The organism is Chitinophagales bacterium, assembly GCA_020635995.1.
GTDB lineage: Bacteria > Bacteroidota > Bacteroidia > Chitinophagales > UBA8649 > JAFMKE01.
The window spans coordinates 41,555-57,177 of record JACJYS010000002.1; the positions used below are offsets into that span (position 1 = coordinate 41,555).

A 15,623-nucleotide genomic window follows, 5' to 3' on the forward strand; every position below is an offset into this window, starting at 1 on the left:
TAAAAAAAAGCTATTGACATTAGGTTGATAGCTTTTTTTTATTCTCACATCTATCAATACTGCTCCTTATCACTTGGGAAATCTTGACTTCTTACATCTTCAATGTATTGCTCCACAGCACCTTTAATATCATCATAAAGATTCAAATAGCGTCTTAAAAAACGGGGGCTAAACTCTGAAGTAATGCCCAGCATATCGTGAAGTACGAGCACTTGCCCGTCCACCTCATGCCCTGCACCTATACCAATAACAGGAATGTTTACACTTTCGGCAACTTTTTTAGCCAGTTTAGCAGGAATTTTTTCTAAAACTAAAGCAAAACAGCCTATTTCTTCCAGCATTTTAGCATCTTCTAAAAGCTTTTCTGCCTCAGCTTCTTCTTTAGCTCTTACCGTATATGTTCCAAATTTATAAATACTTTGAGGTGTTAAACCCAAATGTCCCATCACGGGAATCCCTGCCGTTAAAATTCTAATTATAGAATCTTTTATTTCTAATCCGCCCTCTAATTTAATAGCATGAGCTCCACTTTCTTTCATTATTCTAATGCTGGAATCTAAAGCCGCACGACTATTGCCTTGGTACGAACCAAAAGGTAAATCTACCACTACCAAACAACGCCCCACAGCACGCACCACCGATGAAGCATGATAAATCATTTGGTCTAAAGTAATAGGCAAAGTAGTTTCGTGCCCTGCCATTACATTACTGGCACTATCGCCTACCAGTATAATATCTATACCCGCATCATCTACAATTTTAGCCAAAGAATAATCATAGGCCGTAAGCATAGATATTTTTTCATTATTATCTTTCATTGCTTGTAGCGTATGGGTTGTTACGCGTTTTACATTACCGTGTACCGACATATTTTTATGTTTTTTGCATTACAAAAGTAATAATAAATTATGGGTTTAATCTTTATCCATTATGTATTTTGACTTTTTTGAAGATTAAGTTTAGATACCAAAAAAATATGAAGTTTAGTATGTTTCAATTTTCTGTTTTCCGATTAAACAAATAACACATAATTCCTTTACCTTTGCACCTCAAAAATAATTAATTATGTCTTGGATATATATCAATCAAATGCAGGATAATGTTGGCAAAAAAGTAACTTTAAAAGGTTGGGTTGCCAATAAAAGAGATAGCAAAGGACTGTCATTTGTAAATTTGCGTGATGGAAGTGGATTTTGTCAGTGTGTTATTTCTGAAGATGTAGTAGGCAATAAATTTGAAGATACAAAACAACTTAGCCAAGAAACTTCATTAAGTATTACAGGAACTGTGGTTCAAGATGAAAAACAAATTGGAGGTTTTGAGCTTCAAGCTACAGACTTTGAAATTATCCATGTTTCTGAAGATTATCCTATAACTCCAAAAGAACATGGAGTAGATTTTTTGTTAGAAAGAAGACATTTATGGTTAAGAAGTTCTCAGCAATGGGCTATAATGCAGGTGCGTAATGCTACTATTTTTGCATTACATTCTTTCTTTCAAGAAAAAGGATTTATGCTAATGGATTCGCCTATTTTTACGGGAAGTGCTGCTGAGGGAACTACAGATTTATTTGCTACAGATTATTTTGGGCAAGAAGCTTATTTGGCTCAAACAGGACAACTTTATGGCGAAGCTATGGCAATGGCTCAAGGCAAAATATATACTTTTGGACCTACTTTTAGGGCAGAAAAATCTAAAACAAGACGCCACCTTACAGAGTTTTGGATGATAGAGCCTGAAATGGCATTTTTTGACTTGGATATGGATATGGACTTAATTGAAGACATGCTAAAATATGTTGTAAATAAAGTAATAGACCGCTGCCAAAACGAACTGAATATACTGGGTAGAGATATAGAAGCTTTAAAAAGTGTAAATGAGAAATTCCCACGTATTACTTACGATGAAGCTATAGATATTTTAACGGGCAAAAAAGATGTAAATGGTAAAAATGCCATTAAAATGTTGGAAGAAGATTTAGCTGACACCAAAAACAAAATAGCTGAAATAAATAAGGAAATTGAAGAAAGAGAAATTATTGTTAACGATAATGTAAGCAAAAAAGGCATTAAAAACTTTAATAGAAATAAAGTAGGGCAGCTAAAAGCCGAACTTAAAGAACTGGAAGAAGACGAACGCAATATTCCTCAATGGATGAATTCTGCTAAAAACTTTAAACACGGTGGCGATTTGGGTGGTTCAGACGAAACAGTTTTAACACGTATGTATGGTTGCCCAATAATGGTGTACAACTGGCCACGAGCTATAAAAGCTTTTTACATGAAGCGTGTAGAAAATAATATAGAATACGTAAAAGGCGTAGATGTATTAGCTCCTGAAGGATACGGAGAAATAGTGGGCGGTAGCGAGCGAGAAACGGACTTAGATTTCTTATTAGAACAAATAGAAGAGGAAGGTTTAAACAGAGCCGATTATGAATGGTATTTAGATTTAAGACGCTTTGGTTCTGTACCTCACAGCGGTTTTGGTTTAGGTTTAGAACGTTTAATAACTTGGATTTGCAAATTAAAACACATTAGAGAAGCTATTCCTTTTCCTAGAACAAGCCAAAGATTATTCCCTTAATTCTTTTTTCATTTGCAGTTTACTTTAGTAAAACATAATAGTGAAGCGTATTGGAAATGCGTAGCTCTTAGAGATAAACTTTTAAGAAAGCCTTTGGGTTTAGCATTTAGCAAAGAAGAATTGATGCAAGAAAACAATCAAATTCATTTTGCTTTAATAAAAAATAATGAAGTAATAGCCTGCCTTAGTTTAGTGCCAAATGATGATAAACAAATAAAAATGAGGCAAGTTTGTGTTGATTCTACTATACAACAAAAAGGTGTGGGTAGAAATTTAGTGTTAAATGCAGAAAAATGGGCAATAGAAAATCATTATAATAAAATGTATTGTCATGCTCGGGCTAATGTGCTTCCTTTTTATGAAAAAATGGCTTATAAAAAAATAGGAAATACATTTTTGGAGGTAGGCATACCCCATTTTAAAATGGAAAAGGTATTGATATAAGCCTACATTAACATAACTTTGTGATTATTTAATTCAAGCCTTAATACCTAAGGTACACTATTTGCGTTATTACTATTATGAAAACAAAAGGATTAATTTCTCTTATTTTTTGTGGTTTAATATCTTTTGGTTTTGCTCAAAAACTTAATGAAAAAGAAATAAAAAAGTTTGAAGCTGCCGAAGATATTTTAAAAACATACACCGAAGAGTTTAAATATGATAGTTTAGATTTTAAGGTTCGGGTAGAAAACATACATGATTTTATACCAAAATTTGTAGCCATTTTAAAAGAAAAAAATTCATTTCAGTATGCGTTTGATTCCCTTCAAGGAGTAATGAAAGTGTATGCACCAGATAGTAGTTTTAGAATTTTTACTTGGCAACTGAGAGAACCATTAGGCACACATAGATACTATGGTGCACTACAACTTAATACGCAAAATTTAAGTCTTTTTCCATTATTTGATTTTTCAGATACCATGACCGTACATCCACAAGAAATACTAAATAAAGATAATTGGTATGGAGCAATTTACTATAAATGTCTTTTAAATACTGTTGACGGTAAAAATTATTACACACTATTTGCTTATGATGATGCAGACTTTGTAAGCAATAGAAAATTTTTAGAGTTTTTGAGTTTTAACGAAAATAATGAACCTGTTTTTGGAGCTCCATTAGTGTCCATAACGGATAGCAATAATGTAACCACTACTTTTAATAGATTCTTTTTAGAATATACAGATAAAGCAAGCGTAAAATTAAACTACGATACAGATAAAAACATCATTATTTTTGATCATTTAGTGCCTCCTTCTGAGCATGAAAAAGATGCTTATTTTACTTATGTTCCAGATGGAACTTATGAAGGTTTTGAATGGAAAAACAACAAATGGACATGGATAGATAAAATTTTCCATTATTCTATTGACAAAAATGATGCTCCACCAATGCCACACCCTATTTTAGATAATAGGGATTAATACCGAGCGACTACAACATAGTTTTTGAGGTAAAATAATCCTATTGCTCTTTATCTTTATAAGCATATACATACCAATACACTTCTGCATTGTCTATGCCTATTTCCACATCTTTTTGGTCAAAAATCCAGCGGATATATGTGAAATCATCTAAGTTTACTTCTTGTTCTTCGCCATATTTAGTTAAAAAATCAGCTTTTAAGGTCTTTGTAAAAAGCCAAAGCTTGGTCTTTATCATAAGCTCCTTTGCTGTCATAAAAACGCACATAGCCGTCTATGGAGTTTAGCTTATCTTCTCCATCAAAAAATAAGTCTAAATTATAAACGTGATCACCTATATTCCACTTGTAATATAAATAACTTTCCGACTCATTATCAAAAGCATCTTCCGGCAGTTTTTGCTTTACTGAGGTTCTGGTTTCTCCAATTTCTATTCCCGAAAATTCTCCGGAATTAGATAAAACAATATCATCATAATAAGGCGATTCGTGTTCACTATCCGCTTTTCCTTGTAAAGAAGTAGAAGCATTTTCTCCATTAGCACCACCGCAAGCTATAAACCCAAAAAAAGTAATAGAAAAAAGAAAAAATAGAACTTTATTAAATAAGGTATTTTTCATAGTTAGTCAAATTTTGGTATAAATATAAATAATTTGGCGAAATACTGTTATACTGATGCCTGTAAAATATTAATGTTTGCCTTACAGAAGCAATATTAAAAGCTTAAAACCAACAATAAAGCCAATGCTATTTGTAATAAAAATATAATTAACCCAAAACCAATAGCACTTTTGCCCGACTGCCATAAATTTTTAAAGCTAACGCCCAAACCTATTGCTGCCATGGCTACAGTTAGTAATATTTCGCCTACTTGCTTTAATACTTTTAAAATATCAGGTGGCAAATTAATAAGTGAGTTAAGTATGGTTATGGCTATAAATATCCATAAAAAAGTAGGCAACTTAAAGCTAAATTTTTTCCCTTCATTTTCACTTTCTTGCTTATTTACTATAAAACTAAACAATATAACCGCAGGAGAAAGTAAAGCTACTCGGGCTAACTTAACCGTAAGAGCTGTCTCAAAAACGGTTTCACTAATGGCTTTGCCGGCTCCTGCCACATTGCCCACCGATTGTAAACTGCCACCTAATATAAAACCTAAATCAAACTCATTTTTAATAAATATAGCCAGTACAAAAGGCAAAACAACCATAGCTACACTTCCCAATAAATTTACTACCGCAATAGAAACACCTATAGACGCTTTATCTTTTTCATTTTTTACTAAAACGGGTGCTACTGCCGCTATAGCAGATGAACCGCATATTGCTGTTCCAAAACCTACAAGAAGTGTAGTTATATTTCCTTTGTAAAATTTTTTGGCGATAAAAATGGTGGCAAGCAAAACAAAAACTACAATAATGACAATAAACAAAAATTTAAGCCACCCCATTGCTGCTATGCTTTTAAAATTGATGCTAAAAGCAAGAAAAATAATAGCAGTTTCTAATAAAAAAGAACTTGAAAATTTTATACCCGGTTTTGTACTTGCAGGTAGTTTAATAATATTGCCAACAACAACGGCAAGTAAAAAAGCAAGAATAACGGCATTAAAGCCCGGCACATAATCTTCTAAAAGAAAAGCCACAGCAGCTAATGCCACAGAAAGTAATATGCCCAGTGCTTTTTCCTTTATAAAAGGCATATTTGTTATTTAACTAATTCTCCTTTATCCCAAGCCATAATGCCACCGGTAAGATTGTATAAATGTTTAAATCCCATGTCGTTCATTTGTTTTATAGCGTTAGCACTTCTTGCTCCGCTTCTGCAATATACAATATAAGTTTTGTCTTTATCTAAAGCATTTACTTTTTCTTTAAAACTTTTATCATAAATATTTATAAAATAATCAGCTCCGGCTATGTGTCCCTGTGCTACTTCGTCTGGCGTACGAACATCTATAACTAAAACATCTTCTTTCGATTCCATTTCTACATATTCATCAGTACCTATAGCTTCAATGCCATTTTGCCCGGTACATGATGTACTAAAAAGGATAGCGATAATTGCAAAACTTAGTAATTTAATTTTTCTCATTTTCTTTAATTTCTTCTTTTTTAAATAATCCAACAAATAAATATCCGAGCAAAGCACCGTACAAAGTAGAATTTATAGGAGAAGAAGTAATGGCACAAGTGCCGGAAACACAACCTACTTTACTATAATACAAAAATCCCGCAAAAGCTCCCAATATTATTCCTACAATTACAAACCTGTGTTTAGATAAAAAATTCATTGCCACAAAATTAAAAAATGGCGCATTTAGCTATTGTGATATTTGTCGCAGACTAAATTAATTAATCTTGTAAATACCATTAAGCCAATTAATAATATCATCTTTAATTAAATCTACGTTTTCTACCATTATGGCATGGTCGCAGTCCTTTATAAAGTTTTAATTGTTTTTTGCACTTTAGCTTTTTGTATAATTTTTGGGTGTATTCTACAGGAAAAACAATATCAGAAGTGCCTTGAAAAACAAATATAGGAATATCAATTTCCTCTACTGGGCGTTCCATTTTGGCATTTACTAAAGATTTTGCAGCTCTTAAACTAATTTTTGAAACCGTAAAAGGGTCGTCAACTATAAAATTGTGCAAACTACCAAAGTATTTGATTTTTATACTTTTTAAATCTAAATAACTAAGTGTAGATACTTTAGCATTTGGTAGCATACTTCCAGCAAGTTTAACAAACGGTTTTCCTATTTTAGCAAGTTGAGGATATCGGGTTATAGTATGTGTTTCGCCCCACTGCAAATCAGCAAAATTTTGGCAAATAATGGTGTCCACATCTATTCCTCTTGCTGCCAAATAAAAAGAAACAATGCCCCCTTGGCTACTTCCCATTATGCTTACTTTGTTATTAAACCTTTTTTTAGCATAAGCTACTACGGTTTCTACATCTTCCATAAGTTCTTCTATGGTGTAGTTGCCTCTATCGCCTGTACTTCTACCGTGCCCACGAGGATCCATAGCTATAATATTGTAGCCCTTTTTGCCTATTTCGTATAGTATTTCGGCATAGCATAAACCATAAACGGAGGTACCCGGCACAAAAACTACCGTAGGAGCATCTTCGTTGTAGGTGTGTATGTCTATATTGAGCATTATTTTACCCGAAGGGATAAACTCACTTTCAAAAAAATGTAAAATATCGGGAAATCCCAGTTCGTTAATTAAAAATTGAAAATACTGAAGGTAATTTTCAAAGCTTCGGTCTTTATATTTGATTGTTTCCATTTGCGTTCTGCAAGATACAACCTTTTGCTATAAAATACTGCCCCAAGACATATAATGGCATAATTAAAAATCGTGCTATTAGCTTATTTTCGCCAAATAAATATGAAAAATTTTGGAAGGCAATTACAGAATCGGAAATCATAAATAATACAGCACCTATAAAAACCCATTTAAAACTCGGATGATTTACTTTTTCGTATCTATTAAGTGCTGTTAATACCATTATCATTATAACAGTAGCATATACAATAACGGGTATGCTCATAGGCGCAAAATCAGGATGTTTTTGATTGAATAAAAATGAAATCATACCAAACAAAAATAAAATAAAAGGAAAAACCAGCCACGGGCGTTTTAGTAGCACACTTTTAGCTTTAATAGGCGTTTTTACAAAAGCTACTATATACAAAACATGAGCTATAAGAAAAGATGCTAAGCCCAATAAAAAGTTTATATCGGTTTTAAATATACCCGGCATTAAAAAATTATCGCCCCACCAGCTAAAAAATAAGGAAACCAAAATTATTTTATCAAAAGAAGTTTTAGCCTTAGTATTTTGATAATACCAATAAGCCAAAATAGGCATGAGCAAAGGTTTAGTAAGCCAAACGCCCAAAGCACTACCGTTTAAGTCAAATAAATAATCGCCAGTGAGTTGAATAGCTAAAATGGCAAAATAGATATAAATAAGTTTGTTTTGTTTCATAAGGTTTTAAAGGTATGAATTTTAGGCAGGATATTCTACAAAATTTCTTTTGGTTTCGTACAAACGAACTTTTATTTCGTATTTTTTATCTAATTTATTTTTTAGAATATTGTAAATAACCACAGCTATATTTTCTACTGTAGGAATTAAGTTTTCAAATTCAGGACACTCTTCATTTAGGTTTTTGTGGTCAAAGCGTTCTTCTATTTCTGTTTTAATAATATCTCTTAACACACCTAAATCTATTACATATCCCGTGTCTTTATCTATTTCACCTATTACACATACTTCTAAATCGTAGTTGTGTCCGTGCCAGTTTGGGTTATTGCACAAACCAAAAACTTCATTATTTTTTTCATTACTCCAGTTTTTATTGTACAAACGATGTGCTGCATTAAAATGTGCTTTTCTATAAACGGCTACTTTTGTCATATTCCTTACTAATTTTTGTAAATTTACAAACTCTAAATTATACAATGCAATTTAAAGACGTAATAGCTCAAAATCATTTAAAAAAACAGTTCATAGCATCGGCTAAAAACAATAAAGTAAGCCAAGCAATGCTGTTTTTAGGAAACGAAGGTACAGGAAAACTCTCTATGGCTTTAGCTTTTGCCCAGTATTTAAACTGCGAAAATCCTACGGAAGATGATAGCTGTGGCGTGTGTGCATCATGTGTAAAAACACAAAAACTAATACACCCCGATATTTTTTACACCTACCCCACTATTGGAGCAAAAAGTGTAGCTAAAGACGATATAGTAAAATGGCGAGAAATTTTAAGCAACACAAGTTATATAACTTACAATGATTGGATAGCTTATTTAGATAATGAAAACAAACAAGGCAATATAACAGCCGAAGAATGTAATCAAATAATACGGCAGCATGGATTGAGGCATTTTGAAGGGAAATACAAAGTGCAAATAATATGGGGTGCCGAATATTTAAGAAAAGAAGGAAATAGACTTTTAAAATTAATAGAAGAGCCACCGGAAAACACTATTTTCATTTTAATAGCTCAAAATCAAGATGAAATATTGCCTACAATTTTAAGCAGAACTCAGCTTGTGAAATTTAACGCTCTTACTTTAGAAGATATAAAAAGTAATTTGCTTAAAAATTTTCAAATAAGTGAAGCAGAAGCTCATAAGATAGCTCAAATAGCGGATGGAAGCTGGAAAGATGCCGTAAGTTTAATAGGAAATACAGAAAATGATTATTTTCAGAATTTTAGACAATGGATGTTGTTTATTATTCAGCTAAGAGCCCGACCAAATTTAGAGTTTGCCAATGGTTTAATAAACTGGTGCGATGAAATGGGCAGTACAGGCAGGCAAAATCAAAAAGCATTTTTAAAGTTTGCCCTTTTCTTTATAAGAGAAGGCTTTGCTTCGCAAAATGAGGTTTTTAGCAAATTAACAGAAGAAGAACAGGATACGGCTTTAAAAATGATAAACACATTTAGTTGGCAAAAAATGATAAGCATTTCCCAAATAATCAATAACTTGCACTATGAAATAGTGCGAAATGCAAATGCTAAAATTGCATTTTATAGTACAAGTATGAAAATAAAGGCTTTATTAAATTAAAGTCAAGACTATTAAATAATCCTTTTTCTCAAAAAAAGAAAAAGACCAAATAAATTAAAAATATAATGGCGTGTGCAACAGGATGTAGTACATCATCGGACGGATGTAATAAAATGAATACTTTTGATTGGTTTAAAGATATTCCTTTATCCAACAACTACAATTTTAATATAATAGAAGTTAGCTTTAAAGACGGAGCAAGAAAAGCCTTTTACCGAAATAAAAACCATATAGATTTATATAAAAACGATTATGTGGTAGTAGAAAGTTCGCAAGGCTACGATATAGGGAAACTTTCACTTTCGGGCGAATTGGTTAAGCTACAAATGAAAAAGAAAAATGTAAAAAACCACCCCGATAATATTAGAGATATAGTACGAAAAGCTACGGAAGATGATATAAATAAGCTTGAGAATTATAGAAATAAAGAAAAGCAAATGCTGGTAAAAGCCAGAGTTATAGCCCGAAATTTGAATCTTGATATGAAAATAGGCGATATAGAATATCAAGGCGATGGCAAAAAAGCTACATTTTATTATACTTCCGATAACAGAGTAGATTTTAGAGAGCTGGTAAAGCAATATGCTTCAGAATTTAAGATAAAAATAGAAATGCGTCAAATAGGAGCAAGACAAGAGTCGGCACGTATTGGAGGCATGGGACCTTGTGGTAGAGAATTGTGCTGTTCTTCGTGGCTAAGCGATTTTGATAGTGTAAGCACCAGTGCTGCTCGTTATCAGCAGTTGAGTATTAATCCGGATAAGCTTTCGGGGCAGTGTGGCAGACTTAAATGCTGCTTAAACTACGAGTTAGACACCTACATGGATGCCTTAAAATCTATTCCTAAAAATTGCGACAAGCTAAAAACCCAAGAAGGTATGGCTTACTTGCGAAAAACGGATATTTTTAAACTTGAAATGACCTATTTTGTAGAAGAAACTAATAAGTATTTTAAGCTTAGCACAAAAGATGTACTACAAATAAAAGCCATGCTTAAAGATAAGAAAACGCCTTTAAGTTTGGCAGAATTTAGCATAATAGAGCAAACAGAAGAAAAAGAACTTGAAGATGCTTATGCTACCGATTTAGTGGGCAGTGTAAGCCTTAATACCTTAGAACAAAAAGGTAAAAATAAACGCAGAAATAAAAATAAAAACAAGAATAGGAGAAACCCTAAAAATAGGAGAAATGACAAATAGAATCTGGTTTATTTTTGCTGTAGTCATCTTTCTTTTTTCATGCAATGAAGGTTCTTTGTATGAAAAAAACATGGATATAGAAAAAGGTTTGTGGCAAATAACTGATACACTAAAATTTGAGCCTAAAATACAAGATAATTTACCTAAAAACTTATACGTAAACATACGCCACACTTCGGCTTTTAACTGGAGAAATTTATGGTTAAACCTACAGATAGTTTTTCCTAATGATAGTGTGGTTAATGAAAAAATAAATATACAGTTATCGCAACCTAACGGGCAGTGGTATGGCAAATGCTCCGGAGATGTTTGTTTAATTCAAATACCCGTTGAAAATTATGAGCAGTATAGCTTTACAGATACAGGAGTATATACGTTTGCTTTATCGCACGAAATGAGAGAAAATCCTTTAGAAAATATTTTGAGCATGGGTATAAAAATAGAAGATATAAAAGAAGAATGAAACTAACGCCCGATAATATAATTTTGGCATACAGCATTCCCATTTTTATGGTTTTAATAGCCATAGAAGCTTTGATAGCTTATAAGCAACACAAAGATTTATATGTAGGCAAAGATTTTTTGGCAAGTATTAGCATGGGCATAGGTTCTGCATTTATAGGAGCAGGCATGAAAACTTTGGCTTTTATAGTTTATTCCTTTTTGTATCAGTTTAGACTTTTTGATTTGGGAACAGAATGGTGGGTGTGGGTTCTTCTATTTTTTGCAGATGATTTTACTTTTTACTGGCATCACCGCTTAAGCCACGAAGTGAGGGTGCTGTGGGCGGCACATATAAACCATCATTCTTCTGTTAAAATGAATTTGGGTACGGCACTACGGCAATCGTGGGCAGAGTTATTATATAAATATGTATGGTGGATGTGGTTGCCATTGGTGGGTTTTGCTCCCATTATGATATTTATAATGCAAACCATAAGTTTAGTGTATCAATTTTTTCAACATACCGAATTGGTAAGAAAATTACCTAAGCCAATTGAATTTATTTTCAATACGCCTTCACACCACAGGGTACACCATGGAAGTAATATTAAGTATTTAGATCAAAATCATGCAGGTGTTTTAATAATTTGGGACAGAATGTTTAACACTTTTCAAAAAGAAGAAGAAAAAGTAGTGTATGGAATTACCACTAATATACATACTTACAATCCATTTAAAATAGCCACTCATGAGTTTGTGGCATTGTTTCATGATGTTAAAAATGCTCCGGGATTAGCTAATAAGCTAAAATATATTTTTTACGCCCCCGGGTGGAGCCACAATGGAGAAGATTTAAGAGCCAAAACATTAAGAAAAAAAATAAAAAATGAAGAATAGCTTAATTGCTGTATTTTTAATTGCACTGCTGTCAGCGTGTTCTTATTCAGAAAAGCCTAAAGAAGTAAAAACAGAAATGTTTGAAGTATCATATCCGGGATATATGAAAAGCACAGATGATTTGCTTGAAGGAGCAGATTTGCAGTATAAAAATGCTTACAGAAATATATACAGCATAGTTAAAGTTTCAGATAAAGGAACGCAAACTTTTGAAGATTTTCAAAAGAAGACAGTGGATGTTATAAGAAACTTTCAATTACTTGAAAAGCCTGTGGTAACAGATTCTGTGTATAGAGAAAATGACAATTTTAAAGCTATAGATCTTCAAATTTATGGCATCATGAATAATGAAAATATTTATTATTGGCATTCGGTTTTTGAAACTAAGGATAAGTTTTATGAGTTAGCCGTTTGGACCCGCACTATGGACAGAAAGCAACGCTACGGTGAAGATATAGCTAAAATAATAGAAAGTTTTAAGCCTTTGAGGTAAAGAAAATTTACACCATCCCCCTCACTTCCATTTCTTTTAAAATAATTTTAAACCAAAAAGAAAACTGTTCCGAATTTTTTGAAATTTCTTTATCTAAATCGGTTTTACTTATCCAGCGTACAGCTTTTACTTCTTCGGTATTAAAAGGAATTTTGCCTCCATAATTACCAATAAAAACATGGTCAAGTTCGTGTTCTGTTAAGCCACTTTCTTCGTCTTTGGCTTTGTATATAAAATGAAAAATTTGTTTTAAGTCAGCATTAATACCCAATTCTTCTTCTAATCGTCTATTTGCAGCATTTTTATAGCTTTCATTTTCCCTCGGGTGGGTACATACCGTATTGCTCCATATCCCAGCCCAATGGTATTTTTTATCGGCACGCTGTTGTAGTAAAATTTCTTTTTTGTCATTAAACAAAATAATACTTATAGCTCTGTGCAATAGCCCTTTTTCATGAGCTTCTTGTTTGCCCATTAAACCAAGCACTTTATCTTGTTCGTTTACTAAAACTACTTTTTCTTCATTCATTTTTCTTCTTTTTTATACCACGAAGCATATTTAACATAGTTATTTGCTAAACGCTCTAATTTGTCAAAAGTTTCATTTCTATCTAAGTCTTTTACCTTTTTGGCAGGTATTCCCGCCCATAAAGTATAGGGTGGCAACACTTCATTTTCTTTAACCACAGCTCCGGCAGCCACTATTACGCCTTCATTTACTTGTGCATCATCCATTACTATAGCTCCCATGCCTATCAATACATTATCTGCTATTTTACAACCATGAACAATGGCATTATGCCCTATGCTCACGTTATTCCCAATTGCAGTTGCTGCTTTTTGATAAGTGCAATGTATCATGGCATTGTCTTGCACATTTACTTTGTTTCCTAAAGTTATACTATTTACATCTCCTCGCAATACTGCATTATACCATATAGTACACTGGTGCCCCATTCTTACATCTCCAATAACGGTAGCTGTTTCAGCAAGCCAGCAGTCCTCTCCAAATTGTGGAGTTATATTATTTAATGTTTTAATTATGGGCATAAGTTTTTTAAAAGTGTAAAAATACAAGTAAAATATTGAATGAGCTTTATTTTATCTTTGCAGTTAATTATGCAGTACTTAAATGTAAAAAATGTAGCCAAGCGTTATGGCGAAAAACTATTGTTTGAAGATGTTTCTTTTATCATAAACGAAGGAGAAAAAGTGGCATTAGTTGCCGCTAATGGCACAGGGAAATCTTCTTTAATACGTGCTATGGCAAATATAGAACCTGCCGATGCGGGAGAAATAGCATTTGCCAAAAATATTAATGTAGCATTTTTAATGCAAGAGCCTGATATTGACACAACTATTTCTATTCTTGAAAACGTGCTATATGCCCAAAACGATACTACAAAAGCTATTTTAGCTTATGAAAAAGCACTACAACAACCTAATGATACCATAAAACTAAACCAAGCCATTGCTAAAATGGACGCTTCGCAGGCGTGGGATTATGAAACAAGAGTGAAACAAATTTTATTTAAACTCAATATTCCCGATATTCACGCCAGTGCTAAAAATCTTTCAGGAGGAGAAAAAAAGCGTGTAGCTCTGGCAAAATTACTGGTTAATAATCCGGATTTTTTAATTCTTGACGAACCTACCAACCACTTAGATTTAGAAATGATAGAATGGCTTGAAGAATGGCTGATTCAAAGTAAAATAACGCTTTTGCTTATTACACACGATAGATATTTTTTAGAAAATATTTGCGATAGAATAATTGAACTGGAAAATGGATTGATTTATAGCTACTCGGGAAATTATTCTGAATATTTAGAGAAAAAAGAAGCCCGAGTTGCCAATGAACAAGCCAATATTTCTAAGGCTAAAAATTTAATGCGGACAGAAATAGAATGGATGCGTAGAATGCCCAAGGCAAGAGGAACTAAATCTAAAGCACGTATTGAATCTTTTTATGAGCTTAAAAATCAAGCCAATAAGAAAATAGAAAATAAAGAAGTAGAATTAGAAATTAACCCGGAAAGATTGGGTAGTAAAATTTTAGAACTACATAATATTAGTAAAAATTATGGCGATAAAATTTTATTTAAAAACTTAAACTATAAGTTTAAACGGTTTGACAAATTAGGAATAATAGGCAAAAACGGTTCGGGAAAATCTACTTTAATTAAAACTATTTTGGGACAAACTCAGCCCGATACCGGCAAAGTTGTAATAGGCGAAACCGTAAAATTTGGCGTTTACAGCCAAGAAGGAATGGTTCTTAAAGAGGGCATGCGAGTTATAGAAGTAGTAAGAGAGTTTGGCGAATATATTCCGCTTAAAGGAGGTGGCAAAATAACGGCAGCACAGCTATTAGAAAAGTTTTTGTTTCCCGGCTATATGCACTACGTACACGTGAATAAGCTAAGTGGTGGCGAAAAACGCAGATTGTATTTGCTTACGGTTCTTATTCAAAATCCTAATTTTTTAATTCTTGACGAGCCTACAAACGATTTAGACTTAATAACCTTAAATATTTTAGAGGAATTTTTGGCAGATTTCCCGGGTTGCCTAATTATTGTTACTCACGATAGGTTTTTTATGGATAAATTGGTAGAACACGTTTTTGTTTTTGGCAATAATGGCGAAATAGCTGATTTTCCCGGAAATTATACTCAGTATAGAATTAAAGAAAACGAAACAAAAGAAACCGCAACTGCACCTAAAGAACAAGATAAAAATACAATAAGCACAGAAGTAGAAGGCGAAAAATTAAGTTATGAAGAACGCAAACTTTTTAACCGTTTAGAAAAAGAAATTGAGAAATTAGAACTAAAAAAGGAAGCCTTGCATACTAAAATGGCATCTTGTGTAAATGACTATGAAAAGCTAAATGAACTTAGTCAAGAAAGTAAAAATATTGAAGAGCAAATAGACGAAAAAACCATGGAATGGTTAGAGCTAAGTGAAAGAGCATAAA

The 15,623-nt window shown here is 32.8% G+C and carries 20 protein-coding genes; 9 read left to right on the forward strand and 11 right to left on the reverse strand.

What is annotated here, in order from left to right; all coding sequences use genetic code 11:
- Positions 1–53: 53 nt before the first annotated feature.
- On the reverse strand, positions 54–869 hold the full coding sequence (panB, locus tag H6578_04195) for a 3-methyl-2-oxobutanoate hydroxymethyltransferase (GenBank protein ID MCB9226351.1): 816 nt from the start codon (positions 867–869) through the stop codon (positions 54–56).
- A 220-nt stretch (positions 870–1,089) separates the two neighbouring features.
- Between panB and H6578_04200 the strand changes: the two genes are divergently transcribed.
- The 3 genes from H6578_04200 (at position 1,090) to H6578_04210 (ending at position 4,013) form a co-directional block, all read left to right on the forward strand.
- Complete coding sequence (locus tag H6578_04200) at positions 1,090–2,586, forward strand: asparagine--tRNA ligase (GenBank protein ID MCB9226352.1); 1,497 nt, start codon at positions 1,090–1,092, stop codon at positions 2,584–2,586.
- A 12-nt stretch (positions 2,587–2,598) separates the two neighbouring features.
- Positions 2,599–3,030, forward strand: a complete 432-nt coding sequence (locus H6578_04205; protein ID MCB9226353.1) for a GNAT family N-acetyltransferase — start codon at positions 2,599–2,601, stop codon at positions 3,028–3,030.
- A gap of 77 nt (positions 3,031–3,107) precedes the next feature.
- Positions 3,108–4,013 (forward strand): hypothetical protein, encoded by a 906-nt coding sequence (locus H6578_04210; GenBank protein MCB9226354.1) that lies wholly within the window; start codon positions 3,108–3,110, stop codon positions 4,011–4,013.
- A gap of 40 nt (positions 4,014–4,053) precedes the next feature.
- Here H6578_04210 and H6578_04215 read toward each other — a convergent pair whose 3' ends face one another.
- The 8 genes from H6578_04215 to H6578_04250 all read right to left on the reverse strand — a co-directional run bounded on the left by H6578_04215 (position 4,054) and on the right by H6578_04250 (position 8,453).
- The gene (locus H6578_04215; protein MCB9226355.1) at positions 4,054–4,251 is read right to left on the reverse strand and encodes a hypothetical protein; all 198 of its coding nucleotides are present in this window, start codon (positions 4,249–4,251) and stop codon (positions 4,054–4,056) included.
- Positions 4,205–4,633 carry a hypothetical protein gene (locus H6578_04220; GenBank protein MCB9226356.1) on the reverse strand — a complete coding sequence of 143 codons (429 nt, stop codon included), beginning with the start codon at positions 4,631–4,633 and terminating at the stop codon, positions 4,205–4,207. Before H6578_04220 ends, H6578_04215 begins: the two co-directional genes overlap by 47 nt.
- Positions 4,634–4,728: 95 nt before the next feature.
- A complete protein-coding gene (locus tag H6578_04225; GenBank protein ID MCB9226357.1) occupies positions 4,729–5,718 on the reverse strand; it encodes a putative sulfate exporter family transporter in 990 nt (329 codons plus the stop codon).
- 5 nt (positions 5,719–5,723) lie between these two features.
- Positions 5,724–6,110, reverse strand: a complete 387-nt coding sequence (locus H6578_04230) for a rhodanese-like domain-containing protein (GenBank protein ID MCB9226358.1) — start codon at positions 6,108–6,110, stop codon at positions 5,724–5,726.
- Entirely contained in the window at positions 6,097–6,309 is a 213-nt protein-coding gene (locus H6578_04235) for a hypothetical protein (protein MCB9226359.1), read from the reverse strand. The genes H6578_04230 and H6578_04235 overlap by 14 nt, the downstream gene beginning before the upstream one ends.
- 103 nt (positions 6,310–6,412) lie before the next feature.
- Positions 6,413–7,315, reverse strand: coding sequence for an alpha/beta fold hydrolase (locus H6578_04240; protein MCB9226360.1), 903 nt, complete (start codon positions 7,313–7,315; stop codon positions 6,413–6,415).
- A complete protein-coding gene (locus H6578_04245) occupies positions 7,296–8,021 on the reverse strand; it encodes a lysoplasmalogenase (GenBank protein MCB9226361.1) in 726 nt (241 codons plus the stop codon). The genes H6578_04240 and H6578_04245 overlap by 20 nt, the downstream gene beginning before the upstream one ends.
- 21 nt (positions 8,022–8,042) lie before the next feature.
- The gene (locus H6578_04250; GenBank protein MCB9226362.1) at positions 8,043–8,453 is read right to left on the reverse strand and encodes a 6-carboxytetrahydropterin synthase; all 411 of its coding nucleotides are present in this window, start codon (positions 8,451–8,453) and stop codon (positions 8,043–8,045) included.
- A 44-nt stretch (positions 8,454–8,497) separates the two neighbouring features.
- Here H6578_04250 and H6578_04255 point away from each other — a divergent pair, with 44 nt between their 5' ends.
- From H6578_04255 to H6578_04275, 5 genes are all read left to right on the forward strand, one after another.
- Positions 8,498–9,613, forward strand: coding sequence for a hypothetical protein (locus H6578_04255; GenBank protein MCB9226363.1), 1,116 nt, complete (start codon positions 8,498–8,500; stop codon positions 9,611–9,613).
- Positions 9,614–9,678: 65 nt separating this feature from the next.
- Positions 9,679–10,812 (forward strand): hypothetical protein, encoded by a 1,134-nt coding sequence (locus H6578_04260; protein MCB9226364.1) that lies wholly within the window; start codon positions 9,679–9,681, stop codon positions 10,810–10,812.
- The gene (locus tag H6578_04265; protein ID MCB9226365.1) at positions 10,802–11,275 is read left to right on the forward strand and encodes a gliding motility lipoprotein GldH; all 474 of its coding nucleotides are present in this window, start codon (positions 10,802–10,804) and stop codon (positions 11,273–11,275) included. Before H6578_04260 ends, H6578_04265 begins: the two co-directional genes overlap by 11 nt.
- The gene (locus H6578_04270) at positions 11,272–12,153 is read left to right on the forward strand and encodes a sterol desaturase family protein (GenBank protein ID MCB9226366.1); all 882 of its coding nucleotides are present in this window, start codon (positions 11,272–11,274) and stop codon (positions 12,151–12,153) included. Before H6578_04265 ends, H6578_04270 begins: the two co-directional genes overlap by 4 nt.
- Positions 12,143–12,646, forward strand: coding sequence for a hypothetical protein (locus tag H6578_04275; protein ID MCB9226367.1), 504 nt, complete (start codon positions 12,143–12,145; stop codon positions 12,644–12,646). The genes H6578_04270 and H6578_04275 overlap by 11 nt, the downstream gene beginning before the upstream one ends.
- Before the next feature lie 7 nt (positions 12,647–12,653).
- Here H6578_04275 and idi read toward each other — a convergent pair whose 3' ends face one another.
- Positions 12,654–13,175 carry an isopentenyl-diphosphate Delta-isomerase gene (idi, locus tag H6578_04280; protein MCB9226368.1) on the reverse strand — a complete coding sequence of 174 codons (522 nt, stop codon included), beginning with the start codon at positions 13,173–13,175 and terminating at the stop codon, positions 12,654–12,656.
- Positions 13,172–13,696: a gamma carbonic anhydrase family protein gene (locus tag H6578_04285; GenBank protein ID MCB9226369.1), complete on the reverse strand. Its 525-nt coding sequence runs from the start codon at positions 13,694–13,696 to the stop codon at positions 13,172–13,174. The genes idi and H6578_04285 overlap by 4 nt, the downstream gene beginning before the upstream one ends.
- 69 nt (positions 13,697–13,765) lie before the next feature.
- Between H6578_04285 and H6578_04290 the strand changes: the two genes are divergently transcribed.
- Positions 13,766–15,622, forward strand: coding sequence for an ABC-F family ATP-binding cassette domain-containing protein (locus tag H6578_04290; protein ID MCB9226370.1), 1,857 nt, complete (start codon positions 13,766–13,768; stop codon positions 15,620–15,622).
- Position 15,623: the final 1 nt, after the last annotated feature.

Coding starts and splice junctions, on each gene's coding strand:
- panB (MCB9226351.1), bottom strand. CDS start 869: ATGTCGGTACACGGTAATGTAAAACGCGTAACAACCCATACGCTACAA.
- H6578_04215 (MCB9226355.1), bottom strand. CDS start 4,251: ATGATAAAGACCAAGCTTTGGCTTTTTACAAAGACCTTAAAAGCTGAT.
- idi (MCB9226368.1), bottom strand. CDS start 13,175: ATGAATGAAGAAAAAGTAGTTTTAGTAAACGAACAAGATAAAGTGCTT.
- H6578_04260 (MCB9226364.1), top strand. CDS start 9,679: ATGGCGTGTGCAACAGGATGTAGTACATCATCGGACGGATGTAATAAA.
- H6578_04230 (MCB9226358.1), bottom strand. CDS start 6,110: ATGAGAAAAATTAAATTACTAAGTTTTGCAATTATCGCTATCCTTTTT.
- H6578_04270 (MCB9226366.1), top strand. CDS start 11,272: ATGAAACTAACGCCCGATAATATAATTTTGGCATACAGCATTCCCATT.
- H6578_04285 (MCB9226369.1), bottom strand. CDS start 13,696: ATGCCCATAATTAAAACATTAAATAATATAACTCCACAATTTGGAGAG.
- H6578_04200 (MCB9226352.1), top strand. CDS start 1,090: ATGCAGGATAATGTTGGCAAAAAAGTAACTTTAAAAGGTTGGGTTGCC.
- H6578_04220 (MCB9226356.1), bottom strand. CDS start 4,633: ATGAAAAATACCTTATTTAATAAAGTTCTATTTTTTCTTTTTTCTATT.
- H6578_04245 (MCB9226361.1), bottom strand. CDS start 8,021: ATGAAACAAAACAAACTTATTTATATCTATTTTGCCATTTTAGCTATT.
- H6578_04290 (MCB9226370.1), top strand. CDS start 13,766: ATGCAGTACTTAAATGTAAAAAATGTAGCCAAGCGTTATGGCGAAAAA.
- H6578_04210 (MCB9226354.1), top strand. CDS start 3,108: ATGAAAACAAAAGGATTAATTTCTCTTATTTTTTGTGGTTTAATATCT.
- H6578_04225 (MCB9226357.1), bottom strand. CDS start 5,718: ATGCCTTTTATAAAGGAAAAAGCACTGGGCATATTACTTTCTGTGGCA.
- H6578_04265 (MCB9226365.1), top strand. CDS start 10,802: ATGACAAATAGAATCTGGTTTATTTTTGCTGTAGTCATCTTTCTTTTT.
- H6578_04235 (MCB9226359.1), bottom strand. CDS start 6,309: ATGAATTTTTTATCTAAACACAGGTTTGTAATTGTAGGAATAATATTG.
- H6578_04240 (MCB9226360.1), bottom strand. CDS start 7,315: ATGGAAACAATCAAATATAAAGACCGAAGCTTTGAAAATTACCTTCAG.
- H6578_04250 (MCB9226362.1), bottom strand. CDS start 8,453: ATGACAAAAGTAGCCGTTTATAGAAAAGCACATTTTAATGCAGCACAT.
- H6578_04275 (MCB9226367.1), top strand. CDS start 12,143: ATGAAGAATAGCTTAATTGCTGTATTTTTAATTGCACTGCTGTCAGCG.
- H6578_04255 (MCB9226363.1), top strand. CDS start 8,498: ATGCAATTTAAAGACGTAATAGCTCAAAATCATTTAAAAAAACAGTTC.